This is a genomic window from Kitasatospora saccharophila (assembly GCF_039529925.1).
Taxonomy (GTDB): Bacteria; Actinomycetota; Actinomycetes; order Streptomycetales; family Streptomycetaceae; genus Kitasatospora; species Kitasatospora saccharophila.
This window is the reverse complement of record NZ_BAAANS010000014.1, coordinates 1-16,197: the sequence shown is the minus strand read 5'-3', so window position 1 is coordinate 16,197 and position 16,197 is coordinate 1. Positions and strand designations below refer to the sequence as shown.

The following is a 16,197-nucleotide window of genomic DNA, read 5'->3' as shown; positions in this document are numbered from 1 at the left end:
GGCCGGGTCGGTGCCCCCGACGGCCACCGGCCCGGGCCGGCGCCCCGTCAGCCGTGCTGGATGTCCCCGGAGCGGGAGGGGACGGCGTCCAGCGCGGCCAGCGTCTGCGGGTCGAGGGCGACCGCGCCCGCCGCGACGTTGGCCCGCAGGTGCTCCGGGTCGGCGGTGCCGGGGATCAGCAGCGTGTTCGGGGCGTGGTGCAGCAGCCAGGCCAGGCCGACCTGCGCGGGGGAGACGCCGAGCGCCCGGGCCGCGGCCAGCACGGCGGGCTCCTCGGCGACCTTCGGGATGCCCGGGTACGCGCCGCCGAGCGGGAAGTACGGCACCCAGGCGACGTCCTCGGCGAGGCAGAGCCGCAGGAGGTCCTCGTCCTCGCGGAACACCAGGCTGTACGCGTTCTGCACGCAGGCGACGCCCGCCGGGAGGGCCCGGCGCAGCTCGTCGGCACCGACGCTGCTCAGGCCCAGCGAGCCGATCTTGCCCGCGTCCCGCAGCTCGACCAGCACGGCGAGCTGGTCGTCCAGGTCGACCAGCTGGTCGCCCTCGGCGCGCAGGCCCGGGCCGTGGCTCGCCCGGCGCAGGTTGACCAGCGGGATCCGCTCCCAGCCGAGGCTGCGCAGGTTGTCCTCGACGGCGGCGCGCAACTGCTCGGGCCGCTGGGCCAGCCGCAGCGGGAGCGGGCCGGTGGCGGGCTCGGCGCCGACCTTGCTGGCCACCAGGACGTCGTCCCCGGCGGCGAACGCGGTGCCGATCACCTCGTTGACGAAGCCCGCGCCGTAGAACTGGGCGGTGTCGACGTGGTCGACGCCCAGCTCGGCGACGGTGCGCAGCAGGGTGACGGCGGCGGCGCGGTCCAGGCGGGGCAGCTGCATGGCACCGAAGCCGACCCGGGAGACGGTGCGGCCCGCGAGCGCACCGGCGCCGCCGGCCCGCTCCGCACCGGTGGCGGTGAACTGCGGGGACCCGATCGTGGAGGGCATGGCGATCTCGCTCCCGTGAGACGATGGAGGTAAACGGAGGGACTCCGTTAATCGCCACCGTAGCACTAACCGGAGGGACTCCGTTTTGCCTTCTCCCGACCCCCACGCCGCCCCCTCGCCCGACTCGCCCTCGTCCGACTCGCCCTCGCCCGCCTCCGCTTCCCCCGCCTCCGCCGCTCCCGGCGGCCGACCGCCCCGGGCCGACGCCCGGCGCAACCGGGAACGGCTGCTCGCCGTCGCCCGGGACGCCTTCGCCGCGACCGACGGCCAGGCCACCCTCGACGCCGTCGCCCGCGAGGCCGGAGTCGGCATCGGCACCCTCTACCGGCACTTCCCCACCCGCGAAGCCCTCGTGGAGGCCATCTACGCCACCGAACTCGACGCCGTCGTCAACAGCGCCCCCGTCCTGCTCGCTCAACTCCCGCCCGAAGCCGCCCTGCGCGCCTGGATGGACGGCTACGCCGCGTTCTTCGCCGCCAAGCGCGGCATCTCCGAGACCCTCCGGGCCGGCTGGGCCTCCGGCACCATCGCCACCCCCGCCACCCGGGAACGGATCACCGCGACCATCGCCCTGATCCTCGACGCCGGAGCGAAGGCCGGGACGCTGCGCGACGACGTGCCCGCCGAACAGGTCACGATGATGCTCCTCGGCGTCTTCCTCTCCACCCGGGCCGGCAACGACCCCGAGCTGACCGGCCCGCTCCTCGACCTGGTCGCCGCCGCCCTGCGCCCCGGCGCCCGCTGACCTGAGGTGTTGTGGCCGACGCCGTGCTGTCCCTACGGTGGGTCACCTCATCGGCAGCGCCGGGCGCGGACCACCCGCCCCGGCCGGAGAGTGGGGGGCCCGTGATGGGCGAGATCGAGCTGGCGGACGCGGTGGCGACGGTCCGGGACGAACTGCTGGCGGCCGCCGCGCGCGGGACCGGCCAGCACCTGCAGTTCAAGGTCGGACCGGTGGAGCTCGAATTCACCGTGGAACTGCGGCTGGAGGCGAAGGCGAAGACCGGGTTCAAGGCCTGGGTGGTGACCGCCGGAGCCGAGGGCGGCGTCGCCCGCGGGCAGACCCACAAGGTCAAGGTCACCCTCACCCCGCAGAACGCGGACGGCACCGACGTGCTGGTGCACGGCGACCCCGCCCGCGCCGACGGCCCCGGCGACCTCAGCGAGTACATCGAGAACTGACGGACCGTACGGGCGGCTGCGGCTGCGGCAGCGGCAGCAGCGGGCGGGGGAGGGGCGGCGGGTGGAGCGCGACCGGGTCGTGGTGGTGGAGGGGCCGGACGGCCCCGGCTCCGGGTACGCGATCGCGGCCCGCCTGGTGCTCACCTCCGCCCACGCCGCCCCCGCCCCCGGCGGCCGCGTACCGGTGTTCCGCCCCGGCCGGGCCGCCGAACACCCGGCCCGGGTGCTGTGGCGGGGCACGCCCGGAGGACGCGACGACGCCGCGCTGCTCCTGGTCGAGGACCCGGCCTGGACGCCCCCGGCGAGCGGAACCCCGCTGCGCTGGGGCCGGTTGGCCACCACCCGGCCCGGCACGCCCTGCGAGACCTGGGGCGCCCCCGACCTCGTCCAGCACCCCGGCCGGCCCACCGACGGACTGCACCCCTCCGGCACCCTGAACCCCGGCGACCGGGACATCGGCAACCGGTACGCGATGAACCTCGACGGCCACCCGCCGGAACCCGCCGCGCCCGGCAGGTCCCCGTGGGGCGGCCTCTCCGGCGCCGCGCTGTTCTGCGGCGACCTGCTCACCGGCGTCATCGCCGCCGACCCCGCCCGGCGCGCCCACGCCGTGCTGGAGGCGGTACCCGCCTACGTCCTGCTGCGCGACCCCGGCTTCCGCGCCGCACTCGCCGCACACGGCGCCGGAGCCGGCACCGTGCTGGAAGCCGTCGAGTGGCAGCACCTCGACGACCCCGCCGACCGCACCGCCCCCTTCCGCTCACCCGCCGTCCTGCTGCACGCCCGCCGCCAGACCGTCCCCTTCCGCGGCCGGGAAGACCTCCTCGCCCCCCTCCTCGACTGGACCGGGCGCCCCGGCTTCGGCGCCCACCTGCTGCACGGCCCCGGCGGCCAGGGCAAGACCCGCCTCGCCCAGCACCTCGCCGACACCGCCGCCGAACGGACCCAGGTGCTCTGGCTCGACGCCGGCGCCCCACCCGGAGAACTCGCCGTCCTCGCCGACACCACCCGCCCGCTGCTCGTCGTCGTCGACTACGCCGAGACCCGCGCCCCCCAACTCCTCGCCCTGCTCGACGCGGCCCACCGCCACCGCGGCCCCCACCCGTTCAAGCTCCTGCTGCTCGCCCGCACCGCCGGCGACTGGTGGGACAACCTGCAGTCCGCCACCTCCCGCGCCGCCGACCTCCTCGACGGCGCGCCCACCACCCCGCTCGGCCCCCTCGAACCGGAACCCGGCCGCTCCCGCACCCAGGCGTACCGGGAAGCCCTCGACGGGTACGCCCGCCACCTGCCCGACGTCGACGACTGGCAGCACCACGACTGGCCCGCCCTCGCCGCCCGCCTCCGCGACCGGGAGGTCGACGCCACCGCCCTCGGCACCGCACTGACCCTGCACATGACCGCCCTCGCCGACCTCCTCGACGCCGCCACCGGCACCACGGCCGGGGACACCGCCCCCGGCGCCGCCAAGGTCGAGGACCGGCTCCTGCACCACGAACGCCGCTACTGGACCGCTGCCGCCGAGACCCGCGGCCTGCTGCCCGCGCTCAGCGAAGCCACCCTTGAGGACGCCCTCACCGCGGCCTTCCTGCTCGGCGCCCGCGACCGGGCCGAAGGCGACACCGTCCTGCACCGGGTCCCCGCCCTCGCCGACCAGACCCGCGACCGCCGCACCCTGGTCAGCGACTGGATCACCTCCCTCTACCCGCCCCCCGGCAACGACCAGCGCTGGGGACTCCTCCAACCCGACCGCCTCGCCGAACGCTTCATCGGCCGCCACCTCACCCGGCACCCCGAACTCGCCCACCACCTCGCCCCCGCCATCACCCGCCCCCAGGCCGACCACCTCCGCACCCTCACCGCCCTCGCCGCCGCCCACCCCGGCCTCCACCACCTCGCCCCCCACCTGACCACCCTGATCGCCACCCACCCGGCCACCCTCGCACCCGCGGCCATCGACGCCGCCACCCAGGCCGAACGCCCCGGCCCACTGCTGGACGCGCTCCAGTTCATCGTCGACGACCCCGCGACGCCGGTTCCCCTGCTGGAAGCGCTCACCGCTGAGCTACCCGACAGCAGCCACGTGCTCGACCCCTGGGTCGCCCGCCTCCTCGATCGACTCGTCGGGGCCTACCGCCTGCAAGCCCGGCAGGACCCCGGCCAGCAGAGCCGATTCGCCGGCAGTCTCAACGATCTCGCCGTCCGGCTCAGTCGGTTGGGGAAGCCTGAGGAGGCCTTGGCTGCTGCTGAGGAAGCCGTTCTGGTCCATCGGGACCTGGCCGCTGCCCGTCCCGACCCATACCTTCCCCACCTCGGAACGGCCCTCAACACTCTCGCCGTCCAGCTCGGGAACCTGGGGAGGCCGGAGGAGGCCCTGGCTGCCGTCGAGGAAGCTGTTCTGGTCTACCGGGACCTGTCCGATGCCCACCTCTCCGATCTCGCCATGAGTCTCAACAACCTCGCCGTCCAGCGCGGAGCCCTCGGACAGCACGAAGAGGCATTGGCCAACGACAGGGAGGCCGTTCTGGCCTACCAGAACCTGGCTGACAGCAACCCCGACAAGTACCGCCCCGACTTCGCCATGAGCCTCAACAACTTCGCCAACCGGCTCGCGGCCTTCGAGCGGCACGAAGAGGCTATGATCATTGCGGGGGAGGCTGTCCGGATCTGTTGGGAGTTGGCCGCTGCCCGCCCCGACGCGTACCGACCCAACCTCGCGATAAGCCTCACCAACTTCGCCAACCGGCTCGCGGCCTTCGAGCGGCACGAAGAGGCTCGGATCATTGCGGTGGAGGGTGTCCGGATCTTGCGGGAGTTGGCTGCTGCCCGCCCCGACGCGTACCAACCCAACCTCGCCAAGAGCCTGGGTAACCTCGCTAACCGGCTCGGCGCCCTCGGACGCCACGGAGAGGCTCTGATCATTGGGGCGGAGGGTGTCCGGATCTTGCGGGAGTTGGCTGCTGCCCGCCCCGACGCGTACCAACCCAACCTCGCCAAGAGCCTGGGTAACCTCGCTAACCGGCTCGGCGCCCTCGGACGCCACGGAGAGGCTCTGGACGTCGTAGAGGAGGCCGTCCAGGTCTTTCGAGAACTGGTCGCCGCCCGCCCCGATGTCCACCGTTCCGGCCTCGAAACCTGCCTGCGGCTGCAGTCCTGGCTCCGGGAGCAGATCGACGGCGGCGAGCAGCCCCTGACCTGACCCCCGCGTGTGGGTGAACCGTCGGGGCGGGCCGGGCCGTACCTACGGAGAGGGAGCTCGCGGGCCGGTGGGCCGGCGCTCCCGCAGGACGGACCGCGAGGCAGTCGAGGAGCTTCTGGTGGGGACGAACACGGGCGGGAACGACGCGCAGGGTGCGGGCGGGGGCCTCCAACTGCCGTCGGTGGCCTGGGAGATCGAGGAGCCGGAGCCGGAGCCCGAGCAGGTCGCCGTGCCCACGTACGGCCGGGTGCTGCCCGACCCGAACCGCAGGCGTCCCGCCGCCCCGGCTCCGGCCGTCCCGGAGTACGGCCGCACCGAGCCGGCCGAGCCCGTTCCCTCCGCCGAGCCCGTCGCGTCCGCCGAGCCCGTCGCGTCCGCCGAGAGCGAGCGGACCGAGCCCGGGGGCTTCCCGTTCCCGGCGCCGGAGGCCGAGGCGCAGCCGGAAGAGCAGCCGTCGCGGCGGGGCCGCAAGCCGGTGGTGATCGCCGCGGTGGTGGCGGGGGCGCTGCTGCTGGGGCTGCCGTTCGCGCTCTCGGGTGGCGGCGACGGCGGCCGGGGGGCGGGGGACGGGGCCCGGGCGGGTCAGTCCCCGGCGGCCGGGCCCGAGTTGGGCGAGCCGGCGCCGACCCCGGGGCCGGACGACCCGACCGCCGTCGCGGTGCCGGTGGACGTGGCCCCGCCGTCGCCGGGTGACTCCGGCGCGCCGTCCGCGAGTCCGTCCGCCGGCGCCCCGGGTGCGCCGAGCGGCAGCGGCAGCAGCAGCCCGTTCACCAAGCAGGGCGGCACCGGCGGTTCCACCGGCAGTAGCACGAGCGGCGGCACGAGCGGCGGCACGAGCGGTGGCGGTGGGGTCGCCCCCGTCGTCCCGGTACCGGCCAACTCCCCGGCCAACCCCCCGGCGAACCCCCAGTCCCCGCCCCCGGCCCAGCCGCAGGCGCCCGCCCCGGTCGCCTTCAGTGCCGTCGCGGGCCTGGGCTGCACCCTCGGCATCGACCAGAACGGCCGCTGGACGGAGGGCAGCAAGGGCTGGACGACCAGCTCCACCGGCGGCTACACGGGCGCGGGCTGCAGCGGTACGTACACCTCGCTGCCGATGTCCGGCGACGCCGGCAAGGACAACGGCGGCGGCTCGGTGCTGTGGGCGTTCAGCACCGCCCCGGTCACCGCCGGGACGTGCAAGCTCTCGGTGTTCGTCCCGAACAACAGCGACCCGAAGGCCGTGGGCGGCAAGCCGACGTACTACACCGTGCAGCGCTACTTCACCACCGGCGAGGGCACCATCGGCGCCTTCACCATCGACCAGACCGCCAACCGCGGCAAGTGGGTGAACGCCGGCAGCTTCCCGGTCACCGCCGGGAAGCTCGCCGTGATGCTGCACAACCGGGGCGTCGACTACGGCAGTTCCAGCCTGAACGGGGCCCACCACGCGGCCTCCGCCGTGCGCGTCGACTGCACGGCGGCATAAGCCCGCCGTTCGCACGAGCCCATTCGGAAGTCCAGCGGGGAGAGGAAGGCCAGCCATGTCGCGCCACGTGCTGACGGTGTGTCCGGAGCAGCGGGACGGCCGGTACCGCACCATCGGCGAGGCGCTGGCGGCCGCCCGCAGCGGGGCGGTGATCTCGGTGCGGCCCGGCCGGTACGAGGAGAACCTGGTGATCGGCAAACTGGTCACCATCACCGCCGCCGAGGCCCGCGGCAGCGTCCGGATCACCGCCCGGCGCGGCTGCGTGGTGCAGGTGACGGCGGAGGCGGTGCAGCTGACCGGGCTGGTCGTGCAGGGGCAGGACGAGGAACTGCCCGCCGTCGACGTGCCGCGCGGGCAGGCCGCGATGCAGGACTGCGAGGTGGTCGGCAGCTCGTGGACGGCGCTGCTGACCCGCGGCGAGGGCTCGCTGGCGATGCGCGGCTGCCGGATCACCAACCCGGCCGGCGCGGGCATCGTGGAGACCTCCACCGGCGGCAGCGTGGTCGAGGACTGCGTGATCGAGCACCTGGGCAGCTCGGCGGTGGTGATCGGCGACGACGCCGACCCGCTGGTGCGCAACTGCGTGCTGCGCGACGCCCGCGGCAACGGGGTGTGCGCCAACGGCCGGGCCCGCGGCACCTTCGAGGACTGCGACATCTCGGTGACCGAGAAGCCCGGCGTCGCCCTGGAGGAGCGCAGCAGCACCCGCCTGCTGCGCACCACCGTCCGGGACGCCACCATCGGCGTGTACATCAGCTCCGCCGAGCAGGTGCGGCTGGAGGAGTGCACCGTCACCGGCACCTCCGGGCACGGCTTCGCGCTGGCCGGCGGCACCGACCCGCACCTGCGCGGCTGCCGGGCGGTGCGCACGGCGGGCCACGGCATCCACGTGACCGGCCGCTCGCGCGGCACCTTCGAGGACTGCGAGGTGGCCGGCGCCCACGGCACCGGCATCTGGGTCGGCGACTCCGCCGGGCCGGTGCTGCACCGCACCGTGGTGCGCGAGTGCGGCGCCGACGGCGTCGAACTGACCGGCGGCAGCGCCGCCGACCTGGACCGGCTGGAGGTCCGCGACGTCACCGGCACCGGCGTGCTGATCACCGACGGCGCCAACCCCCGGCTGCGCCGCGCGGCCGTCCACCGGGCCGGAGCGGACGGGGTGGCCGCGCTGCGCGACGGGCGCGGCCAGCTGGAGAAGGCCGAGGTGCTGGACGCGGGCCGGGCCGGGATCCGGATCGCCGACGGCGCGGACACCCGGATCGGCGACAGCACGGTGCGCGGTTCCGGCGGCTCCGGCGTGCTGGTCGGCCGGGTCGGCACCGCGACGCTGCGGGACTGCGAGGTGACCGGCTCCGCCGAGGACGGCGTCACCGCCGAGGACGGCGCCGAACTGAACGGCACCCGGCTGCGCTGCACCGGCAACCGCCGGCACGGCGTGCGGCTGGGCGGCGGGGCGCGGGCCGTCCTGGTCCGGCTCACCGCCGAGGAGAACGCCGGCGACGGCCTGCGCACCGACTCCGACGGCCCGGTCCGGCTCACCGACTGCACGCTGTCCCGCAACCGGGGCTCCGGCCTGCGGCAGACCGTGCCCAGCGAACGGCTCGCGCTGGAGGGACTGGTCAGCGCGGAGAACGGCCTGCCCGACGCGCACGGCACCGCCACCGCGAGCCCGTCCACCGCGAGCCCGTCCACCGCGGGCCCGTCCGCCGCCCCCGCCCCCGCGGAGGGGCAGCCCGCCGTCCAGGCCGTCCCCGCCGCCCCGGCCGGGCCGCTGGAGGTGCTGGAGTCGCTGGTCGGCCTGGCCGGGGTCAAGGAGCAGGTCGCCACCCTGGTCAACCTCAACAAGCTGGCCCGGCGCCGCGAACTGGCCGGGCTCCCCGCCCTCCCGATGAGCCGCCACCTGGTCTTCGCGGGCCCGCCCGGCACCGGCAAGACCACCGTCGCCCGGCTCTACGGCAGCATCCTGGCCGAACTCGGCGTGCTGCGCGAAGGACACCTGGTCGAGGTCACCCGGGCCGACCTGGTCGCCTCGGTGATCGGCGGCACCGCGCTCAAGACCACCGAGGTGTTCCGCTCCGCGCTCGGCGGCGTGCTGTTCGTCGACGAGGCGTACACCCTCTCCACCGGCGGGGGCGGCAGCGGCCCCGACTTCGGCCGGGAGGCCGTCGACACCCTGGTCAAACTGATGGAGGACCACCGCGCGGACGTCGTGGTCATCGTGGCCGGCTACTCCGCCGAGATGACCGACTTCCTCGCCGTCAACCCCGGCCTGGCCTCCCGGTTCAGCCGCACCGTCGAGTTCGCCAACTACTCGGTCGACGAACTCGTCACCATCGTCGGCCGCACCGCCGCCGGACACGGCTACGAACTCGCCGAAGGCACCGCCGAAGCCCTCCGCACCCTGTTCGAACGACTGCCCAGGGGCGAGGACTTCGGCAACGGCCGGGCCGCCCGCAAGGTCTTCGAGGAGATGGTCGACCGGCAGGCCACCCGGCTCGCCACCGGCGCCGAGGTCTCCGACCAGGACCTCGCCCGGCTGCTCGCCGAGGACGTCGCCCCCGTCGACGGCCCGGCCGCGACCCGCGGCGACGGCACCGCGCTCCTCGCCGAACTGCGCGCCATGGTCGGCCTGCCCGCCGCCAAGGAACAGGTCGAGGACCTGGTCGACCTGCTCCGGCAGACCCGCCGCCGCGAACAGGCCGGCCTGCCCACCGCCCGGATCAGCCACCACCTGGTCTTCGCCGGCCCGCCCGGCACCGGCAAGACCACCGTCGCCCGGCTCTACGGCAGGCTCCTCGCCGAACTCGGCGTCCTCCCCGGCGGCCAACTCGTCGAGACCGCCCGCGCCGACCTGGTCGGCCGCTACATCGGCCACACCGCCCAACTCACCAAGGAAGCCTTCGACCGGGCCCGCGGCGGCGTCCTGTTCGTCGACGAGGCGTACACCCTGACCCCCCGGCACGGCAGCGGCGCCGACTTCGGCCAGGAAGCCGTCGACACCCTGATGAAACTCATGGAGGACCACCGCGACGAGGTCGTGGTGATCGCCGCCGGCTACGAGGACGAGATGCGGCACTTCCTCGCCTCCAACCCCGGCCTCGCCTCCCGCTTCACCCGGCAGATCGAGTTCGGCCACTACACCGACGAGGAACTCGTCACCATCGTCGGCCACCACGCCGAAACCGCCGGCTACACCTGCGCCCCGCACACCCTGGACGCCCTGGCCCGGCACTTCGCCGCCGTCCCCCGCGACCGCACCTTCGGCAACGGCCGCTTCGCCCGCCAGACCCTCGAAACGATGATCACCCGCCAGGCCCGCCGCCTCGGCCGCCTCGACGTCACCGACCTCTCCGAACTCAGCCTGCTGCTCCCCGAGGACCTCGCCCCGCACCGCCCGACCCCCGGCGCCGCCGGATGAACGCCGCCCCACGGGCGACCGGGCCCGCCCGAGCCGCTGCCGCGCCGGTGCCCGTCCGAGCCGTTGCCGCGCCGGTGCCCGCCCGGGGCGGCGCCGGGGCGGCGGTCCCGTCCGCAGCCGGTGCCCGGGGACGCACTCGCCCGGCCCGGCTGGCCGTTCACCGGTGCGGGCCGGTCGGTGCGGCCGGTGCGGTCACGCCGTTCGTCGGTGCGGCCGGTGCGGTCACGCCGTTCGGGGCGGCCCGGCGCCGGTGCCGTCCGGTCGGACGGACGGGCGTCCTCCCGGCCGTGGCCGCCGGTCTGCCGATCCGTCCGGGGAGCACCGGGTGAACCCCTCCCGGCCCGCCCGGGCCCGGCGCGCCGCCCGCGCTGTCCGTGCTGCCCGCGCCGTCCGCGCGATTGGTGCCGCCGGTGCGCTCGTGCTGCTGGGCCCGTCCGGCGTGGCCGGGGCGGTGGTGGCCGACGGCGCGTCACCGGCCGCCGCCGACCTGCCGGTCGTCACGCAGACCCTTCCCGGGGTCCAGCAGGACGGCTGCCGCCGGCCGTCCGGCAGGACCGCCGACCGGACCCCCTGGGAGCGGGCGTACCTGCGGCCGGAGGCGGCCTGGCCGTACGGGCGCGGGGCCGGGGTGACGGTGGCCGTGCTCGGGTCGGGGGTGGACGCGGGGCTGGGCGGGGACGGCGGGGTGCTGGCCGGGCGGTTGCGGCTCGGGCCCCGGCTGTACGGGCCGGGCGGCGCCGGGCGGGACTGCGTGGGGCACGGCACCTTCCTGGCCGCGCTGGTCGCCGCCCGCCCCGGCAGCGGTCCCGGGCCGGTCGGCGTCGCCCCGGAGGCCACCGTGCTGGCCGTCGCGGTGACCGACGACGCCGGGACCACCACCGCCGACCTGCTGGCCCGGGGCATCCGGGCGGCGGCGGACGGCGGGGCCCGGATCGCGGTCGTCGGGGTGCCCGTCCCGGCGCCCGACCAGGCGCTCACCGACGCCGTCGGGTACGCCGCCGCCAAGAACGTCCTGCTGGTCGCCCCGGCGGCCCCCGACGACCAGCAGGGCGCCGACCCGGTCTACCCGGCGGGCTACCCGGGGGTCCTCGCGGTGGCCGCGGTCGGCCCGGGCGGCACCGCGGCCGGCCCGACGACCGGCAGCGCGAGCAGCGGCGGCGGCAGCACCGCCCGGGTCGACCTGGCCGCCCCCGGCGAGGGGCTGCGGGCGGCCGGACCCGGCGGCGGGCAGGTCAGCTCCTCCGGCCCCAGCGGCGCGGCCGCGCTGGTCGGCGGCACCGCCGCCCTGGTGCTCTCCCGCGAACCGGACCTGACGGCCGCCCAGCTCGCCGCCCGGCTGGAGGCCACCGCCTACCGCCCGGGCACCGCGCTGCCGGACCCGGCCGTCGGCTGGGGCACCGTGGACCCGGCGGCCGCCGTCGCCGCCCGCCAGAAGGACGCCGCCGTCCCGGCCGCCGCCGACCCGGTCACCGTCCCGCCCGCGCCCGACCGCACCGCCGTCACCCGGGCCACCGCGCTGGCCGCGGCGAGCGCCCTCCTGACGGCCGTGGTCGCCCTCGCCGCCGCCGCGGTCCGCGCCGGACGCCGCCGCGCGGCCGCCGGGGAGCCGTCCGCCTGAGCACCGCCCGTCCGAAAGCCGGGCGCCGTACGGACGTTGGCGGGACGTTGGTGCCGCGTTGGCGGCGGCCGGAAGCATGGCCGGCAACTGGTGGTGGGCCAAGCGGGGGCGGCTTGCCCAATACCGACGACTTGTTGTGAAGGGCTCAACCGCCGTGTCCATCGACACCATCCCGCGAACCGGGAACACCGACGTCACCGCCGCACCGGACGGCACTGCCCCGCCGGAGCGCGCCACCCTCGACCAGCACACCCTGGCCGAGCTGTACCGCCTGCACGGCGGCTACCTGCTGCGGGCGATGCTGCGCGCCACCAGCGGCGACCGGGGCAAGGCCGAGGACATCGTCCAGGAGACCCTGCTGCGGGCCTGGCAGAACCCGGCGGCGATCCGCCGCGGCCCCGAGCACAGCCGGCCCTGGCTGTTCACCGTGGCGCGCCGGATCGCCATCGACCACTTCCGGATGCAGTCGGCCCGCGCCCGCGAGGTGTTCGACGAGTCCGCCGAGGAGCACGCCGGGGCCCACGACCCGTACGACGAACTCCTCGAAGCCTGCGACATGGCGGTGGCCCTGGCCGAACTGCCCGACCACCACCGGGACGTGCTGGTCGAACTGCACATGAAGGGCCGCTCGGTGGCGGAGGCCGCCGCCGTCCTCGGCATCCCGGCGGGCACCGTCAAGTCGCGCAACTTCTACGCCGTCCGGGCGCTGCGCCCGATCCTGGAGGCCCGCGGCACGGACGCCGCCGGGGGAGCGGACGCCGACGCGGGCACCGGCGGCACGGGCACCGGCGGCACGGACGGCACGGGCCCGTGAGGAACGGGGACCGCCCTCTGGACGCCCGGTGCGGGAAGGAGCAGACTTGCCTCCGACGTTTCGGGGGGAAGAGTGCAGCAGCGGCCACCCCGGTGGCTTCGACCGTCACCGCTGGGCTACGGCCCGGCGGTCGAATCCGTGAGCAACGTGGCGGCGCCCCTGCTGGCCGGTTTCAGCGTGAGCACGATCGGCATCGTGCTCACCGCCGAGCAGAGCCTCCGGTGGCCCGGGCCGATCCTGGTCGCGCTGACCGTCGCCGCCGCGGCGTTCGTCATGTGCGTCCAGTGCGGGTTCCACGCCCGCCGGCACCTCTACTCGCCGGCCGACCTGAGCGGCTGGTGGGCGGAGGAGGACCTCCGGGCCCACGCGGCGGAGCTGGAGGAGGAGCAGCGCCGCGACTACGCGGTGTGGGCGCACTGGACGCTCTGGACCCGCCGCTGTTACTCGACGGGGATCGTGGCCCTGTGGTTCGGCGTCGGAACCGCCCTGTGCCCGACCCCTGCCGACCACGGCAGCACCGGGGTGCTGAGGTGGGCCGCCGCCTCCATCGCCCTCGGCACCGGAGTCGGCGAACTCTGCTGGGGCGTCGTACCGGCCTGGAGACGTCGGCGCCGCCGGGCGCGGATCCTCGCCGGGCGACGCCCGTGACCGCATGACCAGTACCGGGGAGGAGCGCGCGTGAACGGGACCGGGGACACCGGGGACACCGGGGAGGACGTGCCCGAGGGGTGGAGCCCGCCGCAGCAGCCGGTGCCGGGGCAGCCGGTCCCGAGCGGGCCGGTGCCGGGGCGACCACTGCCCCCGGACCCGCCGGCCCCACTGCCTCCGCCCACGCAGGCCACGCCGCCGAGCCGGGAGAGCTGCCCCGGCTGCGGGGGGTCGTGGTCGCACTTCCATGGCTGCGCCCTCACCGTCCTCAGCGTCGAGGAGGCGAGCGTCCTCGGGCTCAGGAAGGCCGAACGGCGGGTGCGCCAGGTCCTGGAGGAGCGGAGGCGGATCGCGGAGTCCTCCGCAACGCCCTACCCCGGCGCACCCCTCCCGTCCGGGCCCCGCCCCGGCGCCGGTCCGTACGACGAGGCCGGCTACCCCAGCACCGCGCGGCCCCGCTGGTGGCGGAGGCTCTTCAACTTCCGCCGCGGCCCCTCCGCGCCGTAGCGGGGGGCAGGCACCGGGTCGGCGGGAAGCGGGCCGCGACGGCCGTCGAGGCGGTGCAGCCGGTCGGCGAGGCGGTGCAGGTGGTGGCGGGTGCGGTCGACGTGGTGGTGGTCGGCGGGGGTGAGGGCGAGCGCGCCGTCCACCGTCCGCTCCACCTCCTCGATCAGCGCGGCCCACCGGTCGGTGGCCCCCTGCCGCCACGGCGGCTCCCGCCGGGCACGCTCGAACTCGGCCCGGGCGACCGCGAGTTGCAGGTACGGGGCGAGCGCGGTACGGGGGCGCGGCGGGGTCAGCGCGAGCGTGGCCTGCTCGACCGCGACGGCCAGCCGGCGGGCCACCGCGAGCTGCCGGTGGCGGGGGCCGGCCAGCTCGCAGGCCAGCACCGCGGCCAGGCAGCCGATCGCGCAGCAGGCCAGGTTGGGCAGCAGCAGCGGCAGCGCCGGATCGCCCGCGATCTGGGTGACCATCAGCACCACCGTGGCCAGCGCCGCCGCCTGGTACAGGTAGCCGGTGCCGGACAGCGCCGGAACCAGCCCGGCCGCCAGCGCGAGCACCGCCAGCAGCACCCAGTCGGTCCCGCCGCAGGCCAGCACCAGCCCGCTGCACAGCACCCCGAGCGCCGTCCCGCAGAACCGTTCCAGCGCACGCCCGGTGACCGGCCCGACGTCCGGACGGCAGACGAACGTCACGTTCAGCACCGCCCAGTACGGGTGCGGCAGGTCGAAGTACGCGGCCGCCGCACCCGCCAGCAGCAGCGCCAGGCCCACCCGCAGCCCGCACCACCAGGACTGCGGGTCCGCCAGCACCGCCCGGGCCACCGCCCGCAGCCGCCCCGCCCGCCAGTCACCCCCCGCGGCCGGCTCCGCCCCCGTCAACGCCCCTGCTCCGGGCAGCACCGCGGCCCGGGCCGCCCGGGCCAGCCGCTCGTCCAGCGGCCCGCGCCCCGGCGGCCACGCCGGCTCCGGCGCCGGACGCCCCGCCGCGACCCGCACCGCCTCCGCGCGCAGCCGCCCGACCAGCGCCGGGACGGCGGCCAGGCCGAGCGCCCCGGACGAGGAGGCCGTCCCGGCGAGGGCCAGCAGCCCCGGCAGGTGCCGGGCCAGCAGGGCGCTCCCGCCGATCGCGCCGGTGTGCCGGGCCCGCTCCAGCAGGTCGTGCAGGGCACGGCGCCGCGCCGCCCCGGCCGGGCCCGCCGCCTCCGGCTCCAGCACCGCCGCGCAGCCCGCCAGGCACTGCGCCAGCAGCGCCCGCTCGGCCCGGCCGCGGAAGAACAACCGTCCGGCCAGCGCCGGCGCGACCACCGACAGGCCGCCCAGCAGCATCAGCGCGGGCGGCAGCCAGCGCGGGCCCGGCAGCGGCAGGTCCAGCGCCACCTGGGCGTCCATCAGCAGGATCATCGCACCCAGCGAACCCTCCGGGCCCAGGCGGGCCAGCACCCCCGCCAGTACCCCCAGCGCGGGCAGCAGGTACGGCGCGACCGCCGTCCCCTCGGCCGTCAGGGTCGCGAACGCCCCCGCCACGCCCAGCAGTTGGGGCACCAGCATGGTGACCGCCCGGTGCCGGTAGGCGACCGCCACGTCGGTCAGCACCGCCGAGAGCGCCCCCAGCGCCACCATCACCCCCTCCGCGGGCCGCCCGACCAGCAGGCCGAGACCGGTCGACGCGGTCACCGCCAGCAGCGAGCGCCACGCGGCGGACGGGAGGGCGGGCCGCCGCTTGGGCGCGCAGGTCTGCCGCACCCAGGGCAGCAGCGAGTCGGACCGGAACGCGCGGTGACGCCCGTGTCGAAGAGTTGACATGCCGCACATGCAAGGCGAAGCCCCGCCCCGGCAGCCCCGCGCCGCCGCCGACCTGCGCCGCCTGGAGTCGGGATTTCGCTTGGCCGGGGGAGACTCCGTGACCTCCCGGCTTCGCCCGGATGGAGTGCGTAACCCCCCGGCCCGCCCGCTCCGGCCCGCTCCCCGCACGGCCGACCCCGCCGAGCACACGACGCCGGATCACCCCGCTCCCCGAGGAGCCTGGGGCGCCTCACCACCCTCCCGAACACCACCCCCAGGCCCGAGGAGGGCTGGGAGGAGCCCCCTCGGCACCCGCCTCCTTGACCGCCGCCGGGCAGGAGGGGCCCGCTCGCCGCACCGGACGCCGCGAGGCCGCCCTCCGGGCGACGCCGGGGGTTTGAACACCGCCCCTAGGGCTCGTATTCTGTTGTGATCATTCTGGGAAGTTGCCCTCGCGGCGCGGCCTGATCCGGTAGACCGTGTTCCGTGATGCGAGTGCAACTTTCCGATGCGGAGTGGGAGTTCATCAAGCCGTACCTGCCGATCGGCGAGTACGGTCCGTATCCCGAGCGGCTGCGCCGGCAGTTC

Annotated in this window: 10 protein-coding genes; 8 read left to right on the top strand and 2 right to left on the bottom strand. The window is 76.4% G+C overall.

The features are described 5' to 3' along the window. Positions 1 to 47 precede the first annotated feature (47 nt). Positions 48 to 980: an aldo/keto reductase gene (locus ABD345_RS12645; RefSeq protein ID WP_344552081.1), complete on the bottom strand. Its 933-nt coding sequence runs from the start codon at positions 978 to 980 to the stop codon at positions 48 to 50. An 85-nt stretch (positions 981 to 1,065) separates the two neighbouring features. Here ABD345_RS12645 and ABD345_RS12640 point away from each other — a divergent pair, with 85 nt between their 5' ends. The 8 genes from ABD345_RS12640 to ABD345_RS12605 all read left to right on the top strand — a co-directional run bounded on the left by ABD345_RS12640 (position 1,066) and on the right by ABD345_RS12605 (position 13,324). Continuing rightward, positions 1,066 to 1,725, top strand: a complete 660-nt coding sequence (locus ABD345_RS12640; protein WP_344552080.1) for a TetR/AcrR family transcriptional regulator — start codon at positions 1,066 to 1,068, stop codon at positions 1,723 to 1,725. A 104-nt stretch (positions 1,726 to 1,829) separates the two neighbouring features. After that, positions 1,830 to 2,162 carry a trypco2 family protein gene (locus ABD345_RS12635; protein WP_344552079.1) on the top strand — a complete coding sequence of 111 codons (333 nt, stop codon included), beginning with the start codon at positions 1,830 to 1,832 and terminating at the stop codon, positions 2,160 to 2,162. 61 nt (positions 2,163 to 2,223) lie between these two features. Continuing rightward, positions 2,224 to 5,361 (top strand): tetratricopeptide repeat protein, encoded by a 3,138-nt coding sequence (locus tag ABD345_RS12630; protein WP_344552078.1) that lies wholly within the window; start codon positions 2,224 to 2,226, stop codon positions 5,359 to 5,361. 118 nt (positions 5,362 to 5,479) lie between these two features. Beyond that, entirely contained in the window at positions 5,480 to 6,826 is a 1,347-nt protein-coding gene (locus ABD345_RS12625; RefSeq protein ID WP_344552077.1) for a hypothetical protein, read from the top strand. 55 nt (positions 6,827 to 6,881) lie between these two features. Beyond that, positions 6,882 to 10,244, top strand: a complete 3,363-nt coding sequence (locus ABD345_RS12620; protein WP_344552076.1) for a right-handed parallel beta-helix repeat-containing protein — start codon at positions 6,882 to 6,884, stop codon at positions 10,242 to 10,244. A gap of 418 nt (positions 10,245 to 10,662) precedes the next feature. Continuing rightward, positions 10,663 to 11,862: a S8 family serine peptidase gene (locus ABD345_RS12615; protein ID WP_344552075.1), complete on the top strand. Its 1,200-nt coding sequence runs from the start codon at positions 10,663 to 10,665 to the stop codon at positions 11,860 to 11,862. 154 nt (positions 11,863 to 12,016) lie between these two features. After that, positions 12,017 to 12,676, top strand: coding sequence for a sigma-70 family RNA polymerase sigma factor (locus ABD345_RS12610; RefSeq protein WP_344552074.1), 660 nt, complete (start codon positions 12,017 to 12,019; stop codon positions 12,674 to 12,676). Between the two features lie 138 nt (positions 12,677 to 12,814). Then, entirely contained in the window at positions 12,815 to 13,324 is a 510-nt protein-coding gene (locus ABD345_RS12605; protein ID WP_344552073.1) for a hypothetical protein, read from the top strand. 434 nt (positions 13,325 to 13,758) lie between these two features. Here the strand turns inward: ABD345_RS12605 and ABD345_RS12600 are convergent, their stop codons facing one another. Then, entirely contained in the window at positions 13,759 to 15,630 is a 1,872-nt protein-coding gene (locus tag ABD345_RS12600; RefSeq protein WP_344552072.1) for an FUSC family protein, read from the bottom strand. Between the last annotated feature and the right edge of the window lie 567 nt (positions 15,631 to 16,197).

Excerpts from the sequence above, each read along its gene's own strand:
- ABD345_RS12635 (WP_344552079.1), top strand. The coding sequence starts at position 1,830 with ATGGGCGAGATCGAGCTGGCGGACGCGGTGGCGACGGTCCGGGACGAA.
- ABD345_RS12645 (WP_344552081.1), bottom strand. The coding sequence starts at position 980 with ATGCCCTCCACGATCGGGTCCCCGCAGTTCACCGCCACCGGTGCGGAG.
- ABD345_RS12600 (WP_344552072.1), bottom strand. The coding sequence starts at position 15,630 with ATGTCAACTCTTCGACACGGGCGTCACCGCGCGTTCCGGTCCGACTCG.
- ABD345_RS12620 (WP_344552076.1), top strand. The coding sequence starts at position 6,882 with ATGTCGCGCCACGTGCTGACGGTGTGTCCGGAGCAGCGGGACGGCCGG.